Raw genomic sequence first — 25,448 nt, 5'->3', positions numbered from 1 at the left:
AAATGTATACTATTTTCAATCAACTAAAAGAAAAAAATATATTTACAATAAAGAAATATTATCAGGTCATTTTTACGTTTTTCCCGAAAATATATTTATTCCTATTCCAACAAAATCGCTACCAAACTTTTACTCATTATCAAATTTCTCACAGTATATAATAAAGTTTTTATTATCTTTGTAACTTCATTTTAGGGAATCAAGCATTTGCTTATACCTTGTTTTTATCCGAAAATATGCAAAATGAATTAAATACTGCTATCCGTGCTGCCATTGAAGCAGGCTCAGAGATTATTAAAATATATTCCGATCCGAACGCAGATTTCAAGATCGAACAAAAAGCAGATAATTCTCCTCTCACGATAGCCGATAAAAAATCAAATGAAATAATTTTATCTTTTCTGAATCAAACTCCTTATCCGGTATTAAGTGAAGAAGGAAAAAGTATTGACTATTCTATTCGCGAATCATGGGAAAAATTATGGATAGTAGATCCTTTAGACGGAACTAAAGAATTTATTAAACGTAACGGAGAATTTACCGTCAACATAGCCCTTGTAATAAACGGAGTCCCTGAATTGGGTGTAATTTATGTTCCTGTAAAAAGAACTCTTTATTACGGTCTGACCGGATACGGAGCATATAAAATCGAAAATATTGATGCAAAACCTGAAAATTTGTCTGCCGAAAATTTAAGACAATTTGCTATTCAATTACCGATTAAAAGAGAAAAACGTCCATTCACAGTTGTAGCGTCCCGTTCACACTTGAGTCCTGAAACAGCTTCTTTTATTGCAGACTTACAACAAAAACACCCAGATTTAGTAACAACTTCAATAGGAAGCTCTATAAAAATCTGCCTCGTAAGTGAAGGTAATGCTGATATTTACCCGCGTTTTGCCCCGACAATGGAATGGGACACGGCTGCCGGACATGCAATAGCTCGTGCAGCAGGGAAAGAAATATACCATACAGACCGGCAAACACCAATCTCCTATAATAAAGATAATTTACTTAATCCCTGGTTTATAGTTGAATAAGCCTGAATAAATTTTGAATACATCGAAATGAGTATAGATGCTATTATTGTTTTAACCGCCCTGATAGCCATGTTGATTGTCCTGGCAATGGATAAAATGAGACCCGGTCTTACATTATTGCTGGTGGCTATAGGTTTTATGCTCATGGGAATTATTACTCCCAAAGAAATGGTAGCCGGATTCAGCAACCAAGGGATGATAACGGTTGCCATCTTATTTCTGGTCAGTGAAGGAGTCAGAAGATCCGGAGCTCTGGATTATTTGATAAAAAAAATATTGCCCCAAACTAAGACGTCTGTCAGAAAAGCTCAATTAAGGATGCTTCCGACAATTAGTTTCATCTCTGCATTTCTAAACAACACAGCCGTAGTCGTTATTTTTGCCCCGATCATTAAAAAATGGGCGGAATTTGTAAATATGCCTTCGCAAAAATTTTTGATTCCCCTCTCATACGCTACCATTTTGGGAGGACTCTGTACTTTAATAGGAACTTCGACCAATCTTGTTGTTCATGGGATGATGCAAGAATCAGGGTACGAAGGTCTAAAAATGTTCGAACTAAGCAAAATCGGCATTATCATAACAATCGCGGGACTTATCTATATTTTCATTGCCAGCAAAAAATTACTGCCGGGAAATAATCTCAACGGAGATACCGGGAAAGAAATAAAAGAGTATTATTTCGATGCGATCGTTCCTGAAGACAGCCTCCTGACAGGAGCGGTAATAGATCACGGACATTTTAAGGAAATTCCTCAAATGAGCGTTTATGGAGTATATCGTAACAATAGCTTCATGCCGGCTGATAAGCAACGTATTATTTTACGGGCATCAGACCAAATTATTCTGGCAGGAAAATCTTCCAGCTTAAAAACGCTTATCAGCATAGAGGGAATAAAACTGACTTGTTTACAAAATGTAGATAAAGACTTTATTCAATCAGCTGTAAAATTGGTAGAAGTTGTTTTAGGACCACGCTTCCCCGGTATCGGACAAACATTGGGTAAATTCGACTTTTTCCGACATTATGGAGGAATTGTCACCGCCGTAAATCGTAACGGAGAACGCATCACTACCGGTTTGAATAAATTAAAACTACAAGAAGGTGACAACCTCGTTCTACTTACGGATGACTCTTTCATATCGACATGGGGAGATTCAAAAGTGTTTTATCTCGTATCCGATGCCGGAGATTTTGAAATTCCTCAACAAAAAAGCCGACGTTGGCTTGCTTCGGTCATTCTTATCTTTATGATTGTTGGAGCGACAATCGGGGAATATATGCCCAAAGTCAACGGTATGAAAATAGATATGTTCTATTTCGCTGCCGCCGCTTTATTTGCCATGACTGCATTAAAAATATTCCCGGCAAAAAAATATACAAAATACGTAAGTTGGGATGTATTGATCGCCATAGCATCGGCATTTGCAATCAGTCAGGCAATGACAAACTCTGGAATAGCCAATATTATCGCCGGTGTAATTATAGATATAGTGAAAGATTATGGTCCACATGCCGTACTGGCAGCATTATTTCTTATCACCAACATCTGCACCGAAACGATCACGAACAATGCCGCAGCAGCACTTACTTTTCCGATAGCGCTATCACTCTCCACTGAATTAGGTGTAGATCCGATGCCGTTTTTTATTACAATCTGTGTCGCTGCATCAGCAAGTTTTTCTATTCCGATCGGATATCAGACCAATCTGATCGTACAAAGTGTCGGAGGTTACAAATTCAAAGATTTCCTTAAAATAGGACTACCGCTCAATTTAATAATATTTATTTTATCTATCATATTGATCCCCCTCATTTGGGAATTTACACCTATAAAATAATTATAATATGGAAGAGAGACATATTTACCCTATATTCGATCGAATGCTGCAACGTAGCGACCGGGAAAATCTTCTGAAACAAAAAGGTCTTATGCTCTGGTTCACAGGGTTATCGGGTTCTGGGAAAAGTACATTAGCCATCGCACTGGAAAGAGAATTATACCAAAACGGTATATTATGCCGAATCCTCGACGGCGATAATATTCGCAGCGGCATCAATAACAATCTCGGTTTTTCTGAAGCCGACCGAATTGAAAATATTCGGAGGATCGCTGAAGTATCTAAACTGTTTGTAGATTGCGGAATTGTCACCATCGCTGCGTTCATCAGTCCGACAAACGAAATACGGCAAATGGCTGCCGATATAATAGGTAAAGACGACTTTATGGAAATTTATGTAAGCACTCCGCTTGAAGTGTGTGAGCAACGCGATGTAAAAGGGTTATATAAAAAGGCAAGAAAAGGTGAAATAAAAGACTTCACGGGTATATCTTCACCTTTTGAAATTCCGGAACAGCCTGATCTGACAATCGATACATCTACTCAAAGTTTAGAGGAGAGTGTAGCAATCCTTAAGAAAACTGTTTTTCCAAGAATAGTTTCTTTTAACATTTAATTCGGTTCAGTATCTTACTGAATGAGTATTTTTGCGCCTAAAATTAAATTAGAACAACACATGTCAACTTATAAACTAAGTCATTTAAAAGAACTGGAATCAGAAGCCATACACATTATACGGGAAGTAGTGGCGGAATTTGAAAATCCGGTAATGCTATACTCCATAGGGAAAGATTCTTCTGTAATGGTACGTCTGGCAGAAAAAGCTTTTGCACCAGGACGTCCGCCTTTCCCTCTAATGCATATCGACTCTAAATGGAAATTTAAAGAAATGATCGAATTCAGAGACAAATATGCCAAAGAGCATGACTGGAATTTGATCGTGGAATCTAATATGGAAGCTTTCAAAGCCGGTGTTGGCCCTTTTACTCACGGAAGTAAAGTTCACACGGATTTAATGAAAACCCAAGCTCTTTTAAACGCTCTTGATAAATATAAGTTTGACGCTGCTTTCGGTGGAGCTCGCAGAGATGAAGAAAAGTCTCGTGCAAAAGAACGTATTTTTTCATTCCGCGATCGTTTTCATCAATGGGATCCTAAAAACCAACGCCCCGAACTTTGGGATATTTACAATGCACGAGTGCACAAAGGTGAATCGATTCGGGTATTTCCTCTCTCTAACTGGACAGAACTCGACATATGGCAATATATCCGGTTAGAAAATATTCCTATTGTTCCTTTGTATTTTGCCAAAGAACGTCCGATCGTCAATATAGATGGAAATCTAATCATGGTAGATGATGACAGAATGCCCGAAGAATACCGTAAAAAGGCAAAAATGATGAAAGTCAGATTCCGCACTTTAGGGTGTTATCCTCTTACAGGAGCGATAGAGTCTGATGCCGATACTATTGAAAAAATCGTAGAGGAAATGATGGTTACTACCAAATCGGAACGTACGACTCGGGTAATAGATTTCGATCAAGAAGCCAGTATGGAACAGAAAAAAAGAGAAGGTTATTTTTAAGGACAGAAAAGATGGCAACAAAACTAAATATATCCGATTTTCTCGACCAAGACGAGAAAAAAGATTTGCTTCGTTTACTAACTGCCGGCTCGGTAGATGACGGGAAATCGACATTAATAGGTCGTTTGCTTTTTGACAGCAAGAAATTGTATGAAGATCAACTGGATGCTTTGGAACGTGACAGCAAGCGAATCGGAAATGCAGGTGACAACATCGATTACGCTCTATTATTAGACGGGCTAAAAGCTGAACGTGAACAAGGCATCACAATAGACGTAGCTTACCGATATTTTTCTACAAACAAACGGAAATTTATCATTGCCGATACTCCGGGTCACGAACAATATACCCGAAACATGATCACCGGAGGCTCGACAGCAAACCTTGCAATTATTCTCGTCGATGCACGCACCGGTGTTATTACCCAAACACGCCGACACACTTATCTTGTATCTCTTCTCGGCATTAAGCATGTAGTTTTGGCGGTTAATAAAATGGACCTTGTAGAGTATGACCAACAGGTATTCGACAAAATAGTAGATGAGTACAAGCAATTTGTAACTCCATTGGGCATTCCCGACATCAACTGCATCCCATTGTCGGCTTTAAAAGGAGATAATGTCGTAGATAAATCGGACAATATGCCTTGGTATAAAGGGACTGCCTTACTTGACTTTCTCGAAACCGTACACATTGCCAACGACCATAACTTAAAAGACTTCAGATACCCGATACAATATGTATTGCGCCCTAATTTAGACTTCAGAGGTTTCTCCGGGAAGATATCCTCCGGAATCGTGCGTAAGGGCGATAAGGTCATGGCTATTCCGTCAGGAAAAATATCCCATGTAAAAGGGATTCATGTATATGAAGGAGAATTAAAAGAAGCTTTTTCTCCCCAATCGATTACTATTACATTAGAAGATGAAATAGACTTATCGAGAGGTGAAATGCTCGTACATCCCGATAATCTTCCCCGTATCAGCAGAAATTTTGAAGCAATGCTCGTGTGGATGGATGAAAAACCTATGGACAGGGATTTGCAATATTACATTAAACATACAACAAATACGACAAGAGTCAGAATAGACCAGATCCGCTATAAAGTAGATGTCAATACCATGGAACAATCCATGACCGAGAATCTCCAATTAAACGAGATCGGTCGTGCCGTATTCATGACTAACAAGCCTTTATTTTTCGATCCTTACAAACAAAATAAAAGTTGCGGAGCATTTATTTTGATCGATCCGATTACCAACAATACCTGCGCCGTAGGAATGATCATCGATCAAGTAGATGAATCGGATCTTGCATCAACCATTACAAAAGAAGATTGTGAACGCATGAGACAGGGAAAATCCCTCGTTTCGACAGAAGAACGCATAAAAACGTTAGGACAGCAAGGAAAATTATTCGTTATTTCCGGAAAAGAACTCTCTTCGGTCAGAGAGTTTTCAGGGATATTGGAACGACGTTTATTCGACACAGGCCACATTGCAGTCGTGTTCGACTCCAAAACCTTAGGCGTCTCAGGAAAAGATATGCTATCTTTAGGTTTTGCTCTACAAGAACAGGGTATTATTGTAATTTGCATCGATTCGCGAAATGAAATCACCGATGTCCCGGAAAAGACGGTTACCATACGATTATCCGATGAAAAAACAAACGATACGATAAGTTCCGAAAGCGACCAATGCACAGTATTTTGTCAAAATATATCTTCGGCAGTAGAGGACATCATCAACATCAAGTTATCATAATATGGGTTTATTAGAATTTTCGAAACTTCCGATCAACACTCTTGTTGGTGCAGACTGGAAAACATTTAAAGGAGTTACCGAGGGGCGCATTGTCGATAAAGGGTATAAACAAAAATATTACTTGACAAAATCAGTATGCCGGTTATTGAGTTTATTGCAATCATTCGAAGATCGTAAGTACAAAAAGTTACTTGCGGATAAAAAAATAGAAAATGATCCGGTATTCATACTCGGTCACTGGAGAAGCGGAACAACTTTTGTCCATAATGTATTTTCCTGCGATAAACAATTCGGATATAATACAACTTATCAAACCGTATTTCCCAATTTGATGTTATTCGGACAATCGTTCTTCAAGAAACAGACATCCTTGCTTATGCCGGATAAAAGACCGACTGATAATATGGAGTTAAAAGTGGATCTTCCTCAAGAAGAAGAATTCGCATTGTCCAATATGATACCATATTCTTTTTACAATTTTTGGTTTTTCCCCAAATATTGGCAAGAATACAGTAAAAAGTATCTGCTTTTTGAAGATATTACACCTAAAGAACTGGAAGCATTTAAATCTGTTTTCGAACGTTTGATCAAAGTGTCGCTGTGGAATACGAAAGGTAGTCGCTTTTTGTCAAAAAATCCGCCTCATACGGGAAGAATACCTCAATTGTTGGAGATGTTCCCGAATGCGAAATTCATATATTTGATGAGAAACCCATATACCGTATTCGAATCGACAAGAAGTTTCTTTACAAACACCATACAACCTTTGAAATTAGAAGATTTCTCGAACCAGGAAATTCAAGATAATATTGTCAAGACATACCGAGATTTATATTTCAAATATGAAAAAGACAAAAACCTTATCCCCGAAGGGAATCTTATAGAGGTCAAATTCGAAGATTTCGAAAAGAATGCCTTGGAGATGACCAAGAATATTTACGAATCGCTATCTATTCCCGGTTTTGAAAATGCCCGTCCGGCAATCGAAGCTTATTTGGATACAAAAAAGGGATATAAAAAGAACCAATATAAATACGAAGAAGAAACGGTACGCATCGTAGAGAACAATTGGGACTTTGCTTTGAAGGACTGGGGATATGAATTATAAATTCATCCTTTAAAATACTTATTTCCAAACAAAAAAGTCACTCTAAAATCGAATAGTTTAGAGTGACTTTTATTATAATTCAAACTTGTCATTTCGCGTCTGAAACAGAAGTGTACAGAACAACCCCTCGACGGCTAATAACCCAGATGTCGTCTTCTTTTGTTACATTATATGTATCATCATCTTCCTGATTCCATGCATACCCACCTTTCGGCAAAGAACGGCGGTCCAACACAGGCTGAATATCTTCTTCAGGAAGGAATAACTCTACTTGCAATGAATCGGGAGAGAAAACCAAAAAGGCCGAAGAAGTAGCATTTTTATCAGTTTGCGAATTCATCCGTATTCCCGTCTCAAATATGCGGATGCAATCTTTTTTTACTTCAGACCACATATATCCGGCAGCCGCGTTACAGCCATGTTCATCCATAGCCACTCCCACTTCCTTAACATAAGGTTCATATATCAAAACAGTCTTTCCGTCATTCCCTTCAATAATAAGCCTTTCATTTTCCATCGATGCAAAATGAGAACCGGACAATGCTTTCATATATATGTCTTCAAATTCAAGATCCGGACAAGCCATCATAGTCATACCTCCCGGGTCCATCACAAAACCTTTTTCTTTAGACAATTCATAACGCCCCATAAAACGATTGCAACCAGCCATACCGTAAACGGTATTTGTATCGGTAAAAAATATTGTCAATTTCTCAGCCGGCAATTTTTGCAACGTATCTCCATTCTTAAATTCGGATAATATCCATTCCTGAGATGCCAACTCTTGTTTATCTATAAGCTTTTTCCCTTTGCAGGCAACCAGAAATATTACTGTCAAAGACAATACCATTATAAAACACTTTTTCATAATATCAATACTTTTAATTATTTTCTCAGTATAAAAACATTCATCATTGCCTAACGTCCGTGAAATTTCGGTATTAAAAAAACAAACAATATTTCAAAGATAATGAAAATATAGACAAACAAATCAAAATCATACAGAATATGCCAAACGCAGATAATCTGATAATGAAGTCAAAGAATGAGTCCATTCCAACGGTGCAGAATCCTTTTTAAAAAACCAACTTTTAATTCCGGATTTCAATTTCGGTAAAGAATTTTCCCTATTCAACAACTTTTGCAGCGTATAACCAGTCTGATCGAACTCATTACGAACTATAGCAACAGCAACAGAACTTAACCGTTTTACAACAAATATCGACAAATGCATATCTAAAAGCGCTTCCTCATATATACTGAGGTCTATCGGCTCGTACTCTATCTTATATCCCATTTGTCGAGAGAGTTTATCTGCAATATCCTCAAAAGAGTATGAAATCTCATGCGTCAATGTAAATACTCTATTTTCAGGCTTATTCTCTATCAATAATTCAGAGATGACTTCCGCCACATCTTTCGAAGATACAAAACCTATACGACCATTTCCTCCCGGATAATAGATATGCCGACCTTCGATCGATGTTCCTATAAAAAAAGGAAGATATTCCATCAACATATTGACTCTAAGAATCGTATAAGGTATTCCCGACGACTTTATGAGATTTTCAATTTCCCTATCCTCACATACCATCCGAGAAGATATTCCGGAATGAGAAACAGAACTGACAAACATAATATGTCCGACTTTCGATTCCTGAGCACACCTTATTAAATTGGTATATGCCGACCGATAATCTTGTAAAAAATTAGAATTACAAATTAAAAGTCGGTCGATATCTTGAAAAGCCTTATCTAAAGAAGGCATATCAAACAAGGATACTTCAGATACTTCGGTATTTAAATATTTAAGAGATGGCAAACCTTGCTGTCGATCTGCCATTACCCGAACAGGTATTACAGATTTTTTTTCATCTAAAGCAACCAGTACATCATTACCTAAACAATTGACAATGTCCGTTACCAATATCATAAAAATAGTTTTTACAGTAGAACAATATCATATTGAGAAAAGTTCTTCAAATATTCTAAGAGTCTATTTAAAAGCAAACCGAAAAACGTTAACAAGAAACCTTTATTTTGTTAACACATTATTCTCATTTAACAAATCATGTTAAATAAAAAACTATTTCGATCGACATATTTGTTTTATACGAAAACATATCTTTATATTTGATACAGATTTTCATGGAATTAAGGTTTAGGTTAATTAAGTAGTAAAAAAGATAAGGCTGTCGGGATGACAGCCTTATCTTTTTTATGTTTTTTGTCTATTCATAATTCCTCATCGGACAAATGTTTCGGTAAAAACAAATTCAATAATGTATAACCGATAATACCGGCAAGTAATGAGCCTAACAGAATCCCCATTTTTGCCTGATTCAGCAATAATTCACCTCCGGGCATATCACCGTACGAAAGATTTGCAATGAAAAGAGAAACGGTAAATCCTATCCCTCCCAAAGCAGATACTCCTGCAATCGTTTTCCATGTAGCTCCATGAGGCATAGACACCCATCTCATCTTTATTGCAATAAAAGTAAAAGAGAATATTCCGAAGAATTTTCCCAATACAAGTCCCAAAAATATTGCCAAACTGACTCCTTGAAAAACAGAAGAAAGGTCAAAGCCATTCAATGCTATGCCGGCATTAGCAAAAGCAAATAAAGGAATAATCAAATAATTTATGAGGGGATGCAATGTGTCTTCCAGATCTTGCAACGGACTAATAACCTTATCGGAGGCTGATTCGACACACTTTAATAAATTCAACTGCTCTTTACTCAAAATATGTGTCTCACCGCTTTCTTGATTTTCAGATGCCGGAAAACGGGAAACCGTATCTCTGATCTTGTTAATAAATTTTTCGGTATGCATCACAGGATGTGCCGGTACGCAAAATGCGACCAAAACTCCGGCAATAGTCGGATGTATTCCCGAATTGAGAAACAAAAACCAAACAGCAATACCAATCAATATATAGAACATTTTACTATTAATATGCCATTTCGAACCCATTAGTAGAACCACTAAAAGCCCAAAAGCATAAAGCAAATAGGTAAAATAGATTTCTCCTGAATAGAATATCGCTATTGCCAAGATTCCTCCGACATCGTCCGCTACTGCCAAAGTAGCCAAAAATATTTTCAATCCGATAGGCACTCTTCTACCCAACATACTTAAAATACCTAAAGAAAATGCGATATCGGTAGCCATCGGAATCGCACTTCCTCTTAATATATCTTCTCCTTCGGCAACCATTCGAAAAATCAGAATTGGCAACACAATACCCCCTACCGCAGCGATAACCGGTAATAAAGCCTGCTTCACTGATGATAATTCACCTACCAACACTTCTCTTTTTATCTCGAGTCCTACGGAGAAAAAGAAAATTGCCATAAGAGCATCGTTTATAAATTGCATCAGAGTCATCGGTTCTCCGTGGTGGCTAAACAGATTGAAACTTCCTATCTGCAATGAGACAGGAACATCCCACCAAGAAAAATACATCGATGCTAAAGGAGAATTGGCTATAATCATGGCCAATACCGTTACCATAATTAATACGTACCCGCCATTCGTATAATTTTGTAATGTACGACGGATTGCAAAAATAGAATCTTTCATAACTTAAAAATCTTAACTTTTTGTAGAACAGAAATCAAGCTGTCACAGTTTAATTATTATCTGTTTTTTTAAAGAAACTGTCTAAACCATACAGAAATATATAAAAATAATTCTACTCACATCGCAATACGACGCTCCAAATCTAAACAGTATCAGATATACAACGCAAAAATAATATTTTTCGGCAAAAAAACGATATAAAAAAGGAACATCCTCATAAAGAATGTTCCTTTGTCAAAACCGATATAAAGTTTATTTCAGTCTAATTTCAACACGGCAAGAAAGGCCTTTTGTGGTACTTCTACCGAACCGATCTGCTTCATTCGTTTTTTCCCTCTTTTCTGCTTTTCCAAAAGTTTCCGTTTACGACTTATATCCCCCCCGTAACATTTTGCCGTAACGTCTTTACGCACGGCCTTTATGGTTTCACGAGCAATGATTTTTGCACCGATTGCAGCTTGTATAGCAATATCAAATTGCTGGCGGGGAATCAGTTCTTTCAGTTTTTCACACATACGCCGCCCAAACGAAACCGCATTGTCAAAATGCGTCAAAGTAGATAATGCGTCTACCGACTCTCCATTTAACAAAATATCCAGTTTAACTAATTTAGATGGTCTGAAATCGTGGAGATGATAATCGAACGAAGCATATCCTTTAGAGATACTTTTCAACTTGTCATAAAAATCGATAACAATCTCACCCAAAGGCAAATCATAGATCAGCTCAACTCTGTTACCCGAAATATATTCCTGCTTGATAAGCTCTCCTCGTTTTCCCAGACAAAGCGTCATAATCGGCCCGATATAATCGGTTGCCGTTATAACAGAGGCCCTTATATAAGGTTCTTCTATTTTTTCTATCAAAGTAGGATCGGGCAAACCGGACGGATTATGTACCTCTGTCACATTTCCTTTTTTATCATATACTTTATAGGATACATTAGGTACTGTAGTGATAACGTCCATATCAAATTCTCTATCGAGCCGTTCCTGAATTATCTCCATGTGTAGTAACCCAAGAAAACCGCAACGAAAACCGAAGCCTAATGCAACCGAAGACTCAGGCTGGAAAGTCAGTGAAGCATCATTCAATTGCAACTTTTCTAAAGATGCTCGTAAATCTTCGAAATTTTCACTTTCGATCGGATATACTCCTGCAAACACCATAGGTTTCACTTCCTCAAAACCATCGATTGCTTTATCGCACGGACGTGCTATATGTGTAATCGTATCTCCAACCTTTACCTCCCGAGATGTTTTTATTCCTGAAATAATATATCCTACATCACCCGTTCCAAGTTCTTTTCGAGGAGACATGTCCAGCTTAAGTACTCCTATCTCATCGGCTTCATACTCTTTGCCAGTAGCAACAAACTTTACTTTATCACCTGTCCGAATCACGCCATTCATAATCTTAAAGTATGCGATGATTCCTCTAAACGGATTAAATACAGAGTCGAATATAAGACATTGTAAAGGAGCTTCCGGATTACCTGTCGGGGCAGGAATACGTTCGATAATCGATTGAAGAATTTCTTCAACTCCGACACCGGTCTTACCGCTGGCACGTATTATCTCTTCTCGCTTACAACCGATCAATTCAATGATCTGATCTTCGACTTCATCGGGCATTGCGCTGGGAAGATCTACTTTATTGACAACAGGTATTATCTCCAAATCATTTTCGATCGCCATATACAAATTGGAAATCGTCTGCGCCTGAATGCCCTGAGATGCATCTACAATCAACAAAGCCCCCTCACAAGCAGCGATAGAACGAGACACCTCATATGAAAAGTCAACATGGCCCGGAGTATCGATCAAGTTCAATATATACTTTTCATCATTATATATATATTCCATCTGTATGGCATGACTCTTGATCGTAATACCTCTCTCCCGCTCCAAATCCATGTTATCCAATACCTGATCCTGCAAATCCTTAGCAGCTACGGTATTCGTAAACTCTAATAAACGGTCGGCCAATGTGCTTTTTCCGTGGTCTATATGTGCAATAATACAAAAATTGCGAATATTCTTCATTTATTTTTTCTTAGTTTTTTCTCTTTGCAAATATACGCAATTTTTTGATTCTCCGACAGCAAGTTGTTCTTTAGAACATCTGAGAACGGCACACCCCTTTTCTGTCAATAAATAATGAATGCCTCACCCTAATACCAATCAAATGTTTTTCTTACCTGATCAAACAAATTTTTATTTTTATCTTTGTCAAAAGAACAAGATTACCCCCTTGCAAAGTAATATCTTTGTAATATATATTTCACACTAACGAAACAGTGTTTTCCGACTTTTGTATTGCAATAAAAAATAAACAGTTATGACAAATTACAGAATTCTGGTAGTCGATGACGAAGAAGATCTTTGCGAAATACTAAAGTTTAACCTCGAAACAGAAGGTTATGAAGTAGATACCGCTAATTCTGCAGAAGAAGCACTAAAGAAAGATCTGTCGGTATATAATCTGCTCATGCTGGATGTAATGATGGGAGAAATCAGCGGATTCAAAATGGCAAACATCATTCGCAAAGATGATAATAAAGCTAAAATTCCAATTATTTTTTTAACAGCAAAAGATACGGAAAACGATCGACTGACCGGATTCAATCTCGGAGCAGATGATTATATTTCTAAACCTTTCTCAATAAGAGAAGTTATCGCTCGGGTAAAGGCAGTTCTGCGACGAACGGCAACAGATAACAACACAAGTCAAGAAACTCTCTCCTTTGATCAACTTCTTGTTAATATACCACAAAAAAAAGTAACAATCAAAGGAGAAGAAATTACGCTGACCAAAAAAGAGTTCGAAATTCTGAAACTTTTATTAGGAAATCAAGGTCACGTTTTCTCCCGTGAAGAAATACTATCCCGTGTCTGGAGTGACGAGGTATATGTATTAGACCGCACAATAGACGTGAATATCACCCGATTAAGAAAAAAAATAGGAGAATACGGGAAAAATATCGTGACCCGTCTGGGATATGGATACTGTTTCGAAAATGCTTGACTAAAGCTAAAATAATGAGTTATACTGAAAAAGACAAACGCAGAATACCTTTTCACATAGAGCTTTTCATATCGATAGCTTCTTTGTTTATCACATTCATTTTGGTCATTTTCTTTACCCAGTTCAATCTGGATAAAGAGACTCGAAAAGGAATGCTTAATTCGATTCTTCAAGATTACAATAATCTGATATATAGAGAATATTCTTCTTCACAAATGACCGAAGCCAAACTTGACTCTATAATAGCCGGAATTACCGACAAAAACTTACGTGTAACCATTACGACTCTGGACGGAAAAGTCATTACCGACAGCGGGCATAACGATTCTATCCCTCTGCCCAACCACAAAAAACGACCGGAAATAGATCAAGCAATTCATTCCGAAATCGGATATTCTTTACGAAGTTCCGAAACACGTCCGGGAAAAGATTATTTTTATTCCGCCCGGAAATATAAAGACGTAATCGTCCGATCGGCTCTTCCTTTCGATTTATCAACCGGATCTATGCTGAAAAGCGATAGTCAGTTTACTTATATATTAATCATAACTTCCGCATTAGCTATCATCATACTTTATTATTTTTGTAATAAATTGGGAAAATCGATCTCTATACTTCGAGATTTCTCCAACCGGGCAAAACAAGAAAAACCGATCGATGTAAATATGCCTTTAGCTCATAATGACATCGGAGACATAACACACAATATCATCCGCATTTACAAAAATCTGCATCACACCAAAGAAGAACTGTCTATAGAAAAAGAAAAGTTGATCAAACATTTACAAATATCTAAGGAAGGGCTTGCCGTCTTTTCTCAAGAAAAGAAGGTTATCGTAGCAAATAATCTATTTGTACAATATGCAAACTTGATTTCCGACGAGCCGTTTTCTTCTATCGATGATATTTTTGAAGTACAAGAGTTCAAGCAAATATTCGATTTCGTCGATAAAAACAGCTACCCGAATCATTCCCGTGAAGAAATTATAAGCGATTCATTTTTATTGAGTAAAAACAGCAAATCATTCCAAATAGAATGTATTTTGTTTCAAGACAACTCATTCGAAATATCGATAAATAACGTAACTCAACAAGAAGAGGAAAGTCGTCTGAAACGTCAATTGACACAAAATATCGCTCATGAACTTAAAACTCCGGTTAGTAGTATTCAGGGATATATGGAGACAATCATCGACAATCCGACTTTACCTGAAGAAAAGCGTACACTATTTCTCAATAGGTGCTATGCCCAAACAAAACGACTGACAGATTTATTGCATGACATTTCGATACTGAACCGGATCGATGAATCGAACGATCTTTTCGATTGCGAACCTATATCGATAAATAAAATTATCGAAGAGGTTATTGCCGATACTTCTACTTCATTGGAAAACAAGAAAATGGAATTGGATATTTCACTACCCGAGAATATGATACTGAATGGGAATCATTCTCTCCTATATTCTATTTTCAGAAATCTCACGGATAATGCCATTGCCTATGCCGGTACTGAAACAACGATTTCAATCCACTGTTATTTGCAAGATGACAACTATTATTATTTTTCTTTCTCAGATAACGGAATCGGGGTTTCGGAAGAACATCTGAACCGCCTATTCGAACGTTTTTACAGAGTAGATAAAGGCCGTTCCCGCAAATTGGGAGGTACCGGTCTCGGACTGGCAATCGTAAAAAATGCTGTATTATTCCATAAAGGTGAAATTTTGGCAAAAAATCAGATCAACGGAGGACTCGAATTTCTTTTCACACTGAAAAAATAAACCTACCGACAATATAGAACCTGTCATATTTATACGACAGGTTCTAACAATCTATCAAAAAATCAAAGAAACAAAGATTTACACACATCTTTTGATCTGTCCCATATTTTCCTTATTGGGCATTCTTATCTTTTTATCCCCCGACTATTATATAAGTTATATGATTTTCTAATACAGTTCCCATTTAATTTATAGAAATATTTTTTATTCTATACTTTAATCTTATTTTTGTAACATAACATATACATTTATGACACAGACTGAAATTTATTTGAACGATCTACAATCTCCCATACTTGAAACATTCAAACCTATATTCAAGAGTATCGAGAAATTTTATGCCACATGTTATCTGATTATTAAAAACGAACATGTCTTGTCTCAAGAACAGCCCGAATTATGGGAGGAGAAAATAAAAACCGTACAATGGTTTAAAGACAAAATAGAGAGAAAGTTGAACGATAACAATCTGAATGGAAAAGACATTGTCGCCGATATAGCCAGTGACTATTTCGAAGATTATGTACATTATAAAGAACGCGATTTTAAGATGACTAACGAAGAGTTCATATCTTACATAAAACAAATTCAAAGTTTACCCTAAAAGATATTATCGATTAAACTTCCCAATCATTCGGAAGTCTAACAAGATAACCCCCAACAGAACAAACCTATTTCCAATAACCCTATATAGAAAAACTCCATGAACACATATTTATACAAACTTAAAACATCTGTTGTTTTATGTTTATTAATAGGATTAGGCCCTAGTATATATAGCCAAAATAAAGACAAATCAGAAACATTTTCTCAAGAAGACAAATTAACCTCATATTTCGATATAATCAGCCGCATTCCTCAAGAAAAGTTATATCTACAATTGGATAAGCCTTATTACGGTGCAGGAGAAAGCATTTGGTTCAAAGGTTACCTTGTCAATGCCATTACTCATATCGACAATACTCGCAGCAACTTTATTACGGTAGAACTGATAGACCGCAACGACTCTATCATTCAACGAAAAAAGGTAAAACGACAAGAACACGGGTTTCAGAACAATTTCGTTTTACCTGCCGAAATGCCTGCCGGTGATTATTACATAAGGGCATACAGTAATTGGATGGTAAATGCTGATCCCGAATACATGTATCTCAGGGATATTAAAATAGGAAATGCCATAGACGTGAGCATCCTCTCCTCTATCGAATATCAGAAAACAGATGACGGATATCTTGCTAAAATCAAATTTTTTAACAATACAAATGGGGTATTCAGCAAAACAAAGATAAAGTATACGGTCTTTGACAACGAACTAAAAAAGCCGATAAAAGGAACTTCGGTAACAAACGAAGAAGGATATATATACATCTCTTTGCCGGAATTTAAAACTCCCGATATACAACGTCGCATCGATGTCCGATTTGACGATAAGCAATATACTTATGACAGAACGTTTTTCATTCCTAATTTTTCAAAAGATTTTCATGTCGATTTTTTACCCGAAGGTGGAGAATTATTAAATACGACAAACCAGATCGTAGCATTCAAAGCTTTAGGCAGCGACGGTTTCTCTAAGGAAATAACCGGTGTAATACTAAATCAAGCTGGTGATACTATCTCTATATTCGGCAGTGAGTACAGAGGAATGGGAGCTGTCAGTATTTCTCCTCAAGCCGGAGATAAATTTCATGCTATCGTCACATCGAGCGACAATGTTACGAAACGATTCGAACTCCCCGAAGTAAAAAACGACGGGATAAAATTAGCAGCGGTTCACTACAAAGGTTACATACGTTATCAAGTACAAAAAAGTGAAAACACGGTTTTGCCCGATACACTGTATTTATTGGCTCATACACGTGGAGAATTAAGAGTATTGACCCGTATTACTGAACAAAATAGCATAGGAAAAATAAGTGACAAAACTCTGAAAAACGGAATTACTCACCTCATGCTGTTAAACAGCAAGGGGATACCTATCAGCGAACGACTTGTTTTCATCAAACATCCATCTACGGATCAATGGGAGATAAACACGGATAAAAAAGAATATGGAAAAAGAGAAAAAGTAAAACTGAACATTGCAGTAACGAATAGTATCGACGGGATGCCTTTACCGGGAGAATATTCAATCAGCATAACCGACAACAATCTTGTAAAAAACGACTCTCTGGCCGACAATATATGTTCTAATATTCTTTTAACCTCTGATCTAAAAGGATATATAGAAGCCCCCGGATTTTATTTCAAGGATAATTCCGGTAAAACCGAACGTTATTTAGATTTCGTAATGCTCACTCACGGATGGAAAAGATTCAAGGTAAAAGACATAAATAAACTCCCCGATATAAATGTTCAATATCCGGTAGAGCAGGGACTGTACATCAGCGGTACGGTAAAAGGACTGTTCGGGAAAAAGAACAAAGCCCCGATTATTGCACTTGCGCCAACACAAAATATACTGCAAATGACAGAGACCAACCCCGAAGGGAGATTCATGATAGATAATCTTTTATTCCCGGACAGCACTACATTTGTCATTCAAGCTCGAACTAAAAAGGGATTTGCTACAGTTGACATTACAATCGACTCGACGGCCATTCCGAAAACAGTACACAAAATACCTTTTTCCAACGACTCTGTTCAATATATGGATGATTATTTAGCAAACGTACGGGATAAATATTATAATGAAGGCGGCATGCGTGTTATCAATTTAAAGGAAATCGTTGTAAAAGGACATAAAATAAGTCAGGAAAATGAAAATAAAAGCATTTATTCGAGCGTAATGAATTATTCTATAGATAGTGAAGATATAGAACGCACTAATGCAAACTCTGTGTACGATTTACTTGGAACGATTCCCGGAGTGCAACGAAGCGGAAATCAAATACGCATACGGGGAAATAATCGTCCCCCTGTCGTTGTTGTCGATGATGTCATGTATGATGCTCCTGTAGACGAGATGGAACAAAATGAAAACTCATTCGGACCGATCGGAGGATCGATACTCGAATCGATAGTTGTGTCGGATATAGCATCCCTTGAAATCATGAAGGGAAGTAATGCTTCTATTTTCGGAAGCGCCGGAAGTGGAGGAGCAATCATTATCACTTTAAAAAAAGGTGCGGAAGTAAAAGGTGCTCCTTCTCCCGGATTAATAACAATCAAGCCATTAGGATATACCCAAGATGTACAATTTTATAACCCTAAATACGAAACTCCTGAAGAGAAACAAGAATCTACTCCGGATCTCAGAAGTACGATTTATTGGAATCCTTTTGTCACAATCGGAGCAGACGGTAAACAAGAAATAGAATTTTATACTTCGGATAATCCCGGATCATACCATATCGTTATCGAAGGAATAAGTGCCGACGGCAGAGTGTGCCGATATGTAAAAGATTTGTAATCTCGACCGTTCGATAAAAAATGCTGTATGATATCATACAGCATTTTTTATCGAACGGCTTTTTCTACATCCTTTCTTTAAGATAAATCTGAAGAAAATAGCAAATTGTTTTCCAACCGAACTTTTTTTCGTAAGTTTGTAATTAGAATATTATTAAAAGCCATAAATATGCAACAAAGTTTTAATGCGTATATAGAAAACAGCATTCGTGAACACTGGGAACTGGTCGCTTTATCGGACTTTAAAGGTGTTTCATACCAATATAAAGATATTGCCCGCAAAATAGAAAAGCTACACATTTTGATTGAAGCCGCAGGAATACAAAAAGGCGATAAAATCGCAATATGTGGACGAAACTCGTCGCATTGGGCAGTCGCTTTTTTCGCCACATTGGCATACGGTGCAGTAGCCGTACCCATACTTCATGAGTTCAAAGCAGATAACGTTCACCATATTGTCAATCATTCTGACGCTAAACTTTTGTTTGTTGGAGACGTAGTATGGGAAAACTTGAACGAGTCGCAAATGCCTAACCTCAATGCGATCATTTTGATCAACGATTTTTCCGTACTTATATCTAAAAAGAAAAGCCTGACAGATGCACGGGAACATCTGAACGAATATTTCGGAAAGAAATTTCCGAATCGATTTACAAAAGACGATGTAAAATATTATGAAGACCAACCTGACGAGTTGGCTCTCATAAATTATACTTCCGGTTCTACAGGTTTTTCAAAAGGTGTAATGCTCTCTTATCGCAGCATTTGGTCGAACTTGAAATTTTGTTTGGAGAATCTCGATTTTTTGCGTGAAGGTGACGGGACAGTATCGATGCTTCCGATGGCACATATGTACGGTCTGGCCGTAGAATTGATGCATCCTTTTGCAAAAGGTTGCCATATTCATTTTTTGACCCGCATTCCCTCGCCTAAAATAATTATGGATGCTTTTGCCGAAGTAAAACCAAAACTAATCGTAGCGGTACCTCTAATTATTGAAAAAATCATTAAAACCAAAGTATTCCCGTTGCTGGACAAACCTTTGATGAAACTTATGTTGATGATCCCCGTTCTTGATACTCAACTTCTTTCAAAAATTAAAATGAAGCTCGAAGAAACGTTCGGAGGGAATTTGCATGAATTAATTATCGGCGGTGCCGCACTGAATAAAGAAGTGGAACAATTTCTGAAAAAAATCAATTTTCCGTTCACGGTAGGATATGGAATGACAGAATGCGGACCATTGATTTCATACGCGCCTTGGAAACAAAGCAGAGCCACATCTTGCGGTAAAATAGTAGATCGTATGCAAGCCCGAATCGACTCATCCGATCCGGAAAATATCGTAGGAGAACTGCATGTCAAAGGAGACAATGTTATGCTCGGGTATTATAAAAATAATGAAGCTACAGAAAATGCTTTCAAAGACGGATGGTTGAATACGGGAGATCTCGCCGTTATGGACAAGGATAATTTCATCTATCTCAAAGGCCGAAGCAAAAATATGATTTTAGGACCGTCGGGACAAAATATATATCCTGAAGAGATCGAAGGGAAATTGAACAATATGCCCTTTGTCAGCGAATCCATTGTCATTGAAAAAGAAGGGAAACTTATCGCTTTGGTTTATCCTGATTTCGAAAATGCCGGAAAAGAAAATATAACTCAGAAAAATATCGAAACTCAAATGGAGGAGAATCGAATCGCTTTGAATAAAGAGCTTCCGGCATACAGCCAGATAAGTCAAATCAACATCCATTATGAAGAGTTTGAAAAAACACCGAAACGCAGTATCAAAAGGTATTTATACCAATAAACATAACCGACACACATTTTTAAGTTAATTTCCAACTATGTACTATCAACCCGAAATCGAAACGATCAAACGTTCTGAATTACAGAAATTACAGGTCGAAAGGTTGAAAAGAAGCATCGACATTGCGCTTCATTCACCTTTTTATGCTAAAATTTTAGGAGAAAAAGGGATTACATCCGATTCTATATCGACCGTAGAAGACATTAGAAAACTACCTTTCACAACAAAAGCCGATTTAAGGGAATATTATCCTTTCGGACTGGTTGCTACAGATATGAAAAATGTCGTACGATTGCACTCTTCAAGTGGGACGACTGGTAATCCGACTGTTATATGTCATTCACAACATGATCTCGACCAATGGGCTAACCGAGTAGCCCGTTGCATGTATATGGTAGGCATACGGAACACCGATGTATTTCAAAATACATCAGGATACGGTATGTTTACCGGCGGACTCGGATTTCAATACGGAGCAGAACGTTTAGGAGCTCTGACAGTTCCTGCAGCAGCGGGAAATAGTCTGCGGCAAGTAAAATTCATTACCGATTTCGGAACGACAGCCATTCATGCCATACCCAGCTATGCAACCCGTCTGGCCGAAGTCTTGTTCGAATGCGGTATCGATCCTCGAAAAGACACGAAATTAAAAACATTAATTATCGGTGCCGAACCCCATACTGAGGAACAGAGAAAACGAATAGAAGAATTATTAGGAGTGAAAGCATATAACAGTTTCGGAATGTCCGAAATGAGCGGTCCGGGTGTAGCTTTCGAATGTACTTATCAAAACGGTCTGCATCTGTGGGAAGACTGTTTCCTCATGGAAATCATCGATCCTGAAACTTTAGAACCCGTACCTGACGGTGAAATCGGAGAATTGGTACTCACGACTCTCGACCGGGATGCTATGCCGTTACTGAGATACAGAACCCGGGATTTGACCCGGATTATTCCAGGAGAATGTCCCTGCGGACGAACTCACCGAAGAATAGACCGGCTGAAAGGACGTAGTGACGACATGTTTATCGTAAAAGGTGTGAATATCTTCCCGATGCAAATCGAAAAGATTCTTTTACAATTTAAAGAACTCGGGACAAATTACCTGATTACGATCGAAACAATCGGCAATAATGACGAACTCATGATAGACGTCGAGCTCGGAGAGCTATTTACCGACGATTACAGCCAATTACAACAGCTTACAAAAGAAATTACCCATCGATTGAAAGACGAAATACTGTTGACGCCTAAAGTAAAATTAGTCGATAGAGGAAGTCTTCCGCAGTCAGATGGTAAAGCTGTGCGAGTAAAAGATTTACGCAAAAAATAAATAAAACAAAAGATATGATCATACAACAACTTTCGGTTTTTCTCGAAAATAAATCGGGACGGCTTAACGAAATTCTCGACATTTTAGGTAAAGCTAATATCCGTATTATTGCTGCCACAGTAGCCGACACTTCGGAATACGGGATATTGCGATTGATAACTTCTGATACAGCCTATGCCATAAAACTGCTCAAAGAGGCTAACGTCAGCGCAAATACAAGTGATGTAATCGCTCTTACGTGCGATTCTATGGCCGGAACATTCGCTAAAGAGTTGAAATATTTTGCAAAGGAGTCAATCAGTATCGAATATATGTACTGTTTTTCAAAACAAACCAATGCATTTCTTATTATACGCACAAGCAACCAGCATGCAGCATTGGAGACAATAAAAAAATATGGGCTACATAGTATTGCCGAAAAGGAACTGATCGAGCTATAATCTTATCGGGAATAAAATGAAAACGAAAGACCTATTATTCGGAGGGATTATAATACTCTGTTTCTTGCCTTTTTTCATTTCGGAATCTTTTTATAACGGATATACGGAATATAATGGATCTCATCCGTATATCATGGCATTTTTTAAATTCGCCATTCTCGCAACATTAGGCGAAGTCATCGGACTAAGAATTAAAAAGGGAATATATAACGAACCCGGATTCGGAATTCTTCCTCGAGCCATCATTTGGGGATTTTTGGGAATGTGGATTGCTGTCGCAATGAAAACGTTTTCTTCAGGAGTCCCCTATTTACTCCAAAGTTTCGGAATAGAAGGCGTCCCCGATGCTATGAAGCAGAGTTTGTCAATGGAAAAAGTATTCGGTGCGTTTTTTATCAGCGTCATGATGAATACGACATTCGGGCCTGTATTTATGACCCTACATAAAATAACCGATACTCAAATATTACAATACGGAGGTAAATTAACAGCATTGATAAAACCTCTTCCCATGGGAAAAATTCTTTCGTCTCTAAACTGGAATGTTCAATGGGGATTCGTGTTTAAGAAAACGATTCCGTTTTTTTGGATTCCGGCTCATACCATAACATTTTTATTACCCGGGCAATATCAAGTTTTATTTGCAGCACTTTTAGGCGTCGCTTTAGGAATTATTCTGTCGATAGCCGCTGTTATGTCAAGAAAAAACAACAACTAATGGAAATATTAAAAAAACGAATATTAGAAGACGGGACTTGTTACGAAGGCGGCATTCTCAAAGTCGATAGTTTCATCAACCATCAAATGGATCCTATGTTAATGAAACTTATTGCCGAAGAGTTTGCCCGACGATTTGCAAACGACCGAATTAACAAGATACTGACTATCGAGGCCAGCGGTATAGCACCTGCAATCATGACCGGTTACACAATGCAACTCCCTGTTGTTTTTGCAAAGAAAAAAGAGCCGAAAACTATGCGTCATGCCTTAAGCACAATAGTACATTCTTTCACAAAAGACCGGGAATATCCGGTAAGCATAAGTGCAGAATATTTAAAACCTGGAGACCGAATATTATGCATCGACGATTTCCTCGCATACGGAAATGCAGCTTTCGGATTAATCGACCTGATCCGTCAATCAGGTGCGACATTGGCAGGAATGGGATTTATTATCGAAAAAACATTTCAACACGGAGGAGACCAATTGAGAGAAATGGGTATTCATGTAGAATCACTCGCTCGTATAAAAAGTTTGGAGAACTGCCAGATAATTATAGAATAACAATAAAATAGGGAATAACTAATTCTGATTATTCCCTATTTTATAAGTCTCTATCCGTTTTTTACCTTCGAGGTAATAATCAAATAATAAAAATCACTATTCTCGACAGCTTCCAAAACACGCAAACCAACTTGTTCTAATTTTCGTTTTTGGGTCTGTACATCAGTCAACATATCCTCCGAAACCCGATCATCCCGCATTCGGTGCATCCGATTCAACTCTTGTCGGCTCTGAGAATGAGCAATAAGCAATACTCCATCCGGTTTTAAATTATGAGAAACCAATCGAGAAACAGTCTCTTCTCTAAATTCTAAATGAGGAAATACAGAATAAAGCAATATTTGATGATAGCGTCCCGGAATATCATCTGATTCTGCATCTGCAACCTGAAAAGAAAGATGAGAATCATCTCCATATTTACGTGAAGCTACCGCTATCATTCCCGGAGACATATCGATTGCCCGAATATCTCCCTCATGATTCAACTCCCGGATATAAGGAATCAAAACACCAGTTCCAGTCCCCACATCCAAAACAGAATCTCCTGATTGTATAGAAACACGGCTTAACAAATAACGGAGTTTCATTTTGTCGTGACAACAGATAGCATCCCACCGTTCACTCAACTGATCAAAGAAACCGGCTTTAACCTTCATCCGTTTATTTTTTTTACTTGATCACATAAAAAATCACACCATCGATCAATACCCGTTCCGACAGTTGCAGACAGTTCAAAAAATATAAGATTCGAATTTATTTTTAATGCATTATCTTGAATACGCTCTATCTTACTGTCGACATAAGGTAAAAGATCGATTTTATTGATAACGCAAATATCTGCACTGTCGAACATATAGGGGTACTTTAACGGTTTATCATCTCCTTCAGTAACACTTATTAATACGACTCGTTTATTCTCGCCTAAATCAAAAAGTGCAGGACAGACTAAATTACCGACATTCTCAATAAACAGTAAAGAATTATCTTGCAAGTTCATTTTTTTCACCGCACGATGAATCATTGCAGCATCGAGATGACATCCGTTCTGAGTATTGATCTGTATACAAGGTATGTCTAACTTACGTATTCGATCCGCATCATTATCGGTCTGCTGATCTCCTTCAATTACAGCAATCGGTAATCTCGATTTCAGATTAAAAAGAGTCTTCTCCAATAAGGTTGTCTTTCCCGAACCCGGAGAACTGACCATGTTAAGTACAAATACCGATTTAGCCTCAAAATATCCTCTATTCCGAGCAGCTATCAAATTATTTTCCGAAAGAATATTCTGTTCAACCAGATGTTCTCTGCTATTACGATTTTCAGAATGATGCCGTTCATGTTCATGAGCTATACCCAAAGCATGCATTTCTTCATGAGTTATCCCGTCTATAAGATGATCACAACCACAAGTCTCACACATAATA

Annotated in this window: 20 protein-coding genes and 1 pseudogene; 15 read left to right on the top strand and 6 right to left on the bottom strand. The window is 37.6% G+C overall.

The window, feature by feature from the left end; all coding sequences use genetic code 11:
- The first annotated feature begins 236 nt into the window (after window positions 1-236).
- From cysQ to QUE35_RS00270, 6 genes and pseudogenes are all read left to right on the top strand, one after another.
- Window positions 237-1,040, top strand: a complete 804-nt coding sequence (cysQ, locus tag QUE35_RS00295; RefSeq protein ID WP_022602587.1) for a 3'(2'),5'-bisphosphate nucleotidase CysQ — start codon at window positions 237-239, stop codon at window positions 1,038-1,040.
- Window positions 1,041-1,067: 27 nt separating this feature from the next.
- Window positions 1,068-2,882, top strand: a complete 1,815-nt coding sequence (locus QUE35_RS00290) for an SLC13 family permease (protein ID WP_022602585.1) — start codon at window positions 1,068-1,070, stop codon at window positions 2,880-2,882.
- 7 nt (window positions 2,883-2,889) lie between these two features.
- Complete coding sequence (gene cysC / locus QUE35_RS00285; protein WP_009317241.1) at window positions 2,890-3,498, top strand: adenylyl-sulfate kinase; 609 nt, start codon at window positions 2,890-2,892, stop codon at window positions 3,496-3,498.
- 60 nt (window positions 3,499-3,558) lie between these two features.
- Complete coding sequence (gene cysD, locus QUE35_RS00280) at window positions 3,559-4,467, top strand: sulfate adenylyltransferase subunit CysD (protein ID WP_009317243.1); 909 nt, start codon at window positions 3,559-3,561, stop codon at window positions 4,465-4,467.
- Window positions 4,468-4,478: 11 nt separating this feature from the next.
- A pseudogene (cysN, locus tag QUE35_RS00275) lies at window positions 4,479-5,976 on the top strand (sulfate adenylyltransferase subunit CysN); the annotation flags it as partial.
- 255 nt (window positions 5,977-6,231) lie between these two features.
- Window positions 6,232-7,338: a cholesterol-responsive sulfotransferase gene (locus QUE35_RS00270; RefSeq protein ID WP_022602581.1), complete on the top strand. Its 1,107-nt coding sequence runs from the start codon at window positions 6,232-6,234 to the stop codon at window positions 7,336-7,338.
- An 88-nt stretch (window positions 7,339-7,426) separates the two neighbouring features.
- On the opposite strand, the gene QUE35_RS00265 is transcribed toward QUE35_RS00270, so the two are convergent.
- The 4 genes from QUE35_RS00265 to lepA all read right to left on the bottom strand — a co-directional run bounded on the left by QUE35_RS00265 (window position 7,427) and on the right by lepA (window position 12,971).
- Window positions 7,427-8,206, bottom strand: coding sequence for an META domain-containing protein (locus tag QUE35_RS00265; protein WP_022602578.1), 780 nt, complete (start codon window positions 8,204-8,206; stop codon window positions 7,427-7,429).
- Between the two features lie 129 nt (window positions 8,207-8,335).
- The gene (locus QUE35_RS00260; RefSeq protein ID WP_022602577.1) at window positions 8,336-9,271 is read right to left on the bottom strand and encodes an NmrA family NAD(P)-binding protein; all 936 of its coding nucleotides are present in this window, start codon (window positions 9,269-9,271) and stop codon (window positions 8,336-8,338) included.
- A gap of 302 nt (window positions 9,272-9,573) precedes the next feature.
- Window positions 9,574-10,926, bottom strand: coding sequence for a Na+/H+ antiporter NhaA (nhaA, locus tag QUE35_RS00255; RefSeq protein WP_122329692.1), 1,353 nt, complete (start codon window positions 10,924-10,926; stop codon window positions 9,574-9,576).
- Window positions 10,927-11,183: 257 nt separating this feature from the next.
- Window positions 11,184-12,971, bottom strand: coding sequence for a translation elongation factor 4 (gene lepA / locus QUE35_RS00250; protein WP_022602573.1), 1,788 nt, complete (start codon window positions 12,969-12,971; stop codon window positions 11,184-11,186).
- 295 nt (window positions 12,972-13,266) lie between these two features.
- Between lepA and phoB the strand changes: the two genes are divergently transcribed.
- From phoB to xpt, 9 genes are all read left to right on the top strand, one after another.
- Window positions 13,267-13,953 (top strand): two-component system response regulator PhoB, encoded by a 687-nt coding sequence (phoB, locus tag QUE35_RS00245; protein WP_022602571.1) that lies wholly within the window; start codon window positions 13,267-13,269, stop codon window positions 13,951-13,953.
- 14 nt (window positions 13,954-13,967) lie between these two features.
- Window positions 13,968-15,737, top strand: a complete 1,770-nt coding sequence (phoR, locus tag QUE35_RS00240) for a two-component system sensor histidine kinase PhoR (RefSeq protein WP_022602569.1) — start codon at window positions 13,968-13,970, stop codon at window positions 15,735-15,737.
- A 250-nt stretch (window positions 15,738-15,987) separates the two neighbouring features.
- Complete coding sequence (locus QUE35_RS00235; RefSeq protein WP_009317252.1) at window positions 15,988-16,341, top strand: hypothetical protein; 354 nt, start codon at window positions 15,988-15,990, stop codon at window positions 16,339-16,341.
- 99 nt (window positions 16,342-16,440) lie between these two features.
- Entirely contained in the window at window positions 16,441-19,149 is a 2,709-nt protein-coding gene (locus QUE35_RS00230; protein WP_022602567.1) for a TonB-dependent receptor plug domain-containing protein, read from the top strand.
- 168 nt (window positions 19,150-19,317) lie between these two features.
- Complete coding sequence (locus QUE35_RS00225) at window positions 19,318-20,964, top strand: AMP-binding protein (protein WP_022602565.1); 1,647 nt, start codon at window positions 19,318-19,320, stop codon at window positions 20,962-20,964.
- A gap of 37 nt (window positions 20,965-21,001) precedes the next feature.
- Window positions 21,002-22,297 carry a phenylacetate--CoA ligase family protein gene (locus QUE35_RS00220; protein ID WP_022602563.1) on the top strand — a complete coding sequence of 432 codons (1,296 nt, stop codon included), beginning with the start codon at window positions 21,002-21,004 and terminating at the stop codon, window positions 22,295-22,297.
- A gap of 14 nt (window positions 22,298-22,311) precedes the next feature.
- Window positions 22,312-22,737, top strand: coding sequence for an ACT domain-containing protein (locus QUE35_RS00215; protein ID WP_022602561.1), 426 nt, complete (start codon window positions 22,312-22,314; stop codon window positions 22,735-22,737).
- Between the two features lie 16 nt (window positions 22,738-22,753).
- Complete coding sequence (locus QUE35_RS00210) at window positions 22,754-23,455, top strand: Mpv17/PMP22 family protein (protein WP_009317257.1); 702 nt, start codon at window positions 22,754-22,756, stop codon at window positions 23,453-23,455.
- On the top strand, window positions 23,455-24,021 hold the full coding sequence (gene xpt, locus QUE35_RS00205; protein ID WP_022390241.1) for a xanthine phosphoribosyltransferase: 567 nt from the start codon (window positions 23,455-23,457) through the stop codon (window positions 24,019-24,021). Before QUE35_RS00210 ends, xpt begins: the two co-directional genes overlap by 1 nt.
- Before the next feature lie 50 nt (window positions 24,022-24,071).
- Here the strand turns inward: xpt and QUE35_RS00200 are convergent, their stop codons facing one another.
- Together QUE35_RS00200 and hypB are read right to left on the bottom strand one after the other, a co-directional pair.
- A complete protein-coding gene (locus QUE35_RS00200; protein ID WP_022602559.1) occupies window positions 24,072-24,677 on the bottom strand; it encodes a class I SAM-dependent methyltransferase in 606 nt (201 codons plus the stop codon).
- Window positions 24,674-25,444 carry a hydrogenase nickel incorporation protein HypB gene (gene hypB, locus QUE35_RS00195; protein ID WP_022602557.1) on the bottom strand — a complete coding sequence of 257 codons (771 nt, stop codon included), beginning with the start codon at window positions 25,442-25,444 and terminating at the stop codon, window positions 24,674-24,676. The genes QUE35_RS00200 and hypB overlap by 4 nt, the downstream gene beginning before the upstream one ends.
- Between the last annotated feature and the right edge of the window lie 4 nt (window positions 25,445-25,448).

Source organism: Coprobacter fastidiosus, assembly GCF_030296935.1.
Classification (GTDB): Bacteria; Bacteroidota; Bacteroidia; order Bacteroidales; family Coprobacteraceae; genus Coprobacter; species Coprobacter fastidiosus.
This window is presented reverse-complemented; position numbering and strand designations above follow the sequence as displayed.

Coding starts and splice junctions, on each gene's coding strand:
- cysQ (WP_022602587.1), top strand. CDS start 237: ATGCAAAATGAATTAAATACTGCTATCCGTGCTGCCATTGAAGCAGGC.
- QUE35_RS00290 (WP_022602585.1), top strand. CDS start 1,068: ATGAGTATAGATGCTATTATTGTTTTAACCGCCCTGATAGCCATGTTG.
- cysC (WP_009317241.1), top strand. CDS start 2,890: ATGGAAGAGAGACATATTTACCCTATATTCGATCGAATGCTGCAACGT.
- cysD (WP_009317243.1), top strand. CDS start 3,559: ATGTCAACTTATAAACTAAGTCATTTAAAAGAACTGGAATCAGAAGCC.
- QUE35_RS00270 (WP_022602581.1), top strand. CDS start 6,232: ATGGGTTTATTAGAATTTTCGAAACTTCCGATCAACACTCTTGTTGGT.
- QUE35_RS00265 (WP_022602578.1), bottom strand. CDS start 8,206: ATGAAAAAGTGTTTTATAATGGTATTGTCTTTGACAGTAATATTTCTG.
- QUE35_RS00260 (WP_022602577.1), bottom strand. CDS start 9,271: ATGATATTGGTAACGGACATTGTCAATTGTTTAGGTAATGATGTACTG.
- nhaA (WP_122329692.1), bottom strand. CDS start 10,926: ATGAAAGATTCTATTTTTGCAATCCGTCGTACATTACAAAATTATACG.
- lepA (WP_022602573.1), bottom strand. CDS start 12,971: ATGAAGAATATTCGCAATTTTTGTATTATTGCACATATAGACCACGGA.
- phoB (WP_022602571.1), top strand. CDS start 13,267: ATGACAAATTACAGAATTCTGGTAGTCGATGACGAAGAAGATCTTTGC.
- phoR (WP_022602569.1), top strand. CDS start 13,968: ATGAGTTATACTGAAAAAGACAAACGCAGAATACCTTTTCACATAGAG.
- QUE35_RS00235 (WP_009317252.1), top strand. CDS start 15,988: ATGACACAGACTGAAATTTATTTGAACGATCTACAATCTCCCATACTT.
- QUE35_RS00230 (WP_022602567.1), top strand. CDS start 16,441: ATGAACACATATTTATACAAACTTAAAACATCTGTTGTTTTATGTTTA.
- QUE35_RS00225 (WP_022602565.1), top strand. CDS start 19,318: ATGCAACAAAGTTTTAATGCGTATATAGAAAACAGCATTCGTGAACAC.
- QUE35_RS00220 (WP_022602563.1), top strand. CDS start 21,002: ATGTACTATCAACCCGAAATCGAAACGATCAAACGTTCTGAATTACAG.
- QUE35_RS00215 (WP_022602561.1), top strand. CDS start 22,312: ATGATCATACAACAACTTTCGGTTTTTCTCGAAAATAAATCGGGACGG.
- QUE35_RS00210 (WP_009317257.1), top strand. CDS start 22,754: ATGAAAACGAAAGACCTATTATTCGGAGGGATTATAATACTCTGTTTC.
- xpt (WP_022390241.1), top strand. CDS start 23,455: ATGGAAATATTAAAAAAACGAATATTAGAAGACGGGACTTGTTACGAA.
- QUE35_RS00200 (WP_022602559.1), bottom strand. CDS start 24,677: ATGAAGGTTAAAGCCGGTTTCTTTGATCAGTTGAGTGAACGGTGGGAT.
- hypB (WP_022602557.1), bottom strand. CDS start 25,444: ATGTGTGAGACTTGTGGTTGTGATCATCTTATAGACGGGATAACTCAT.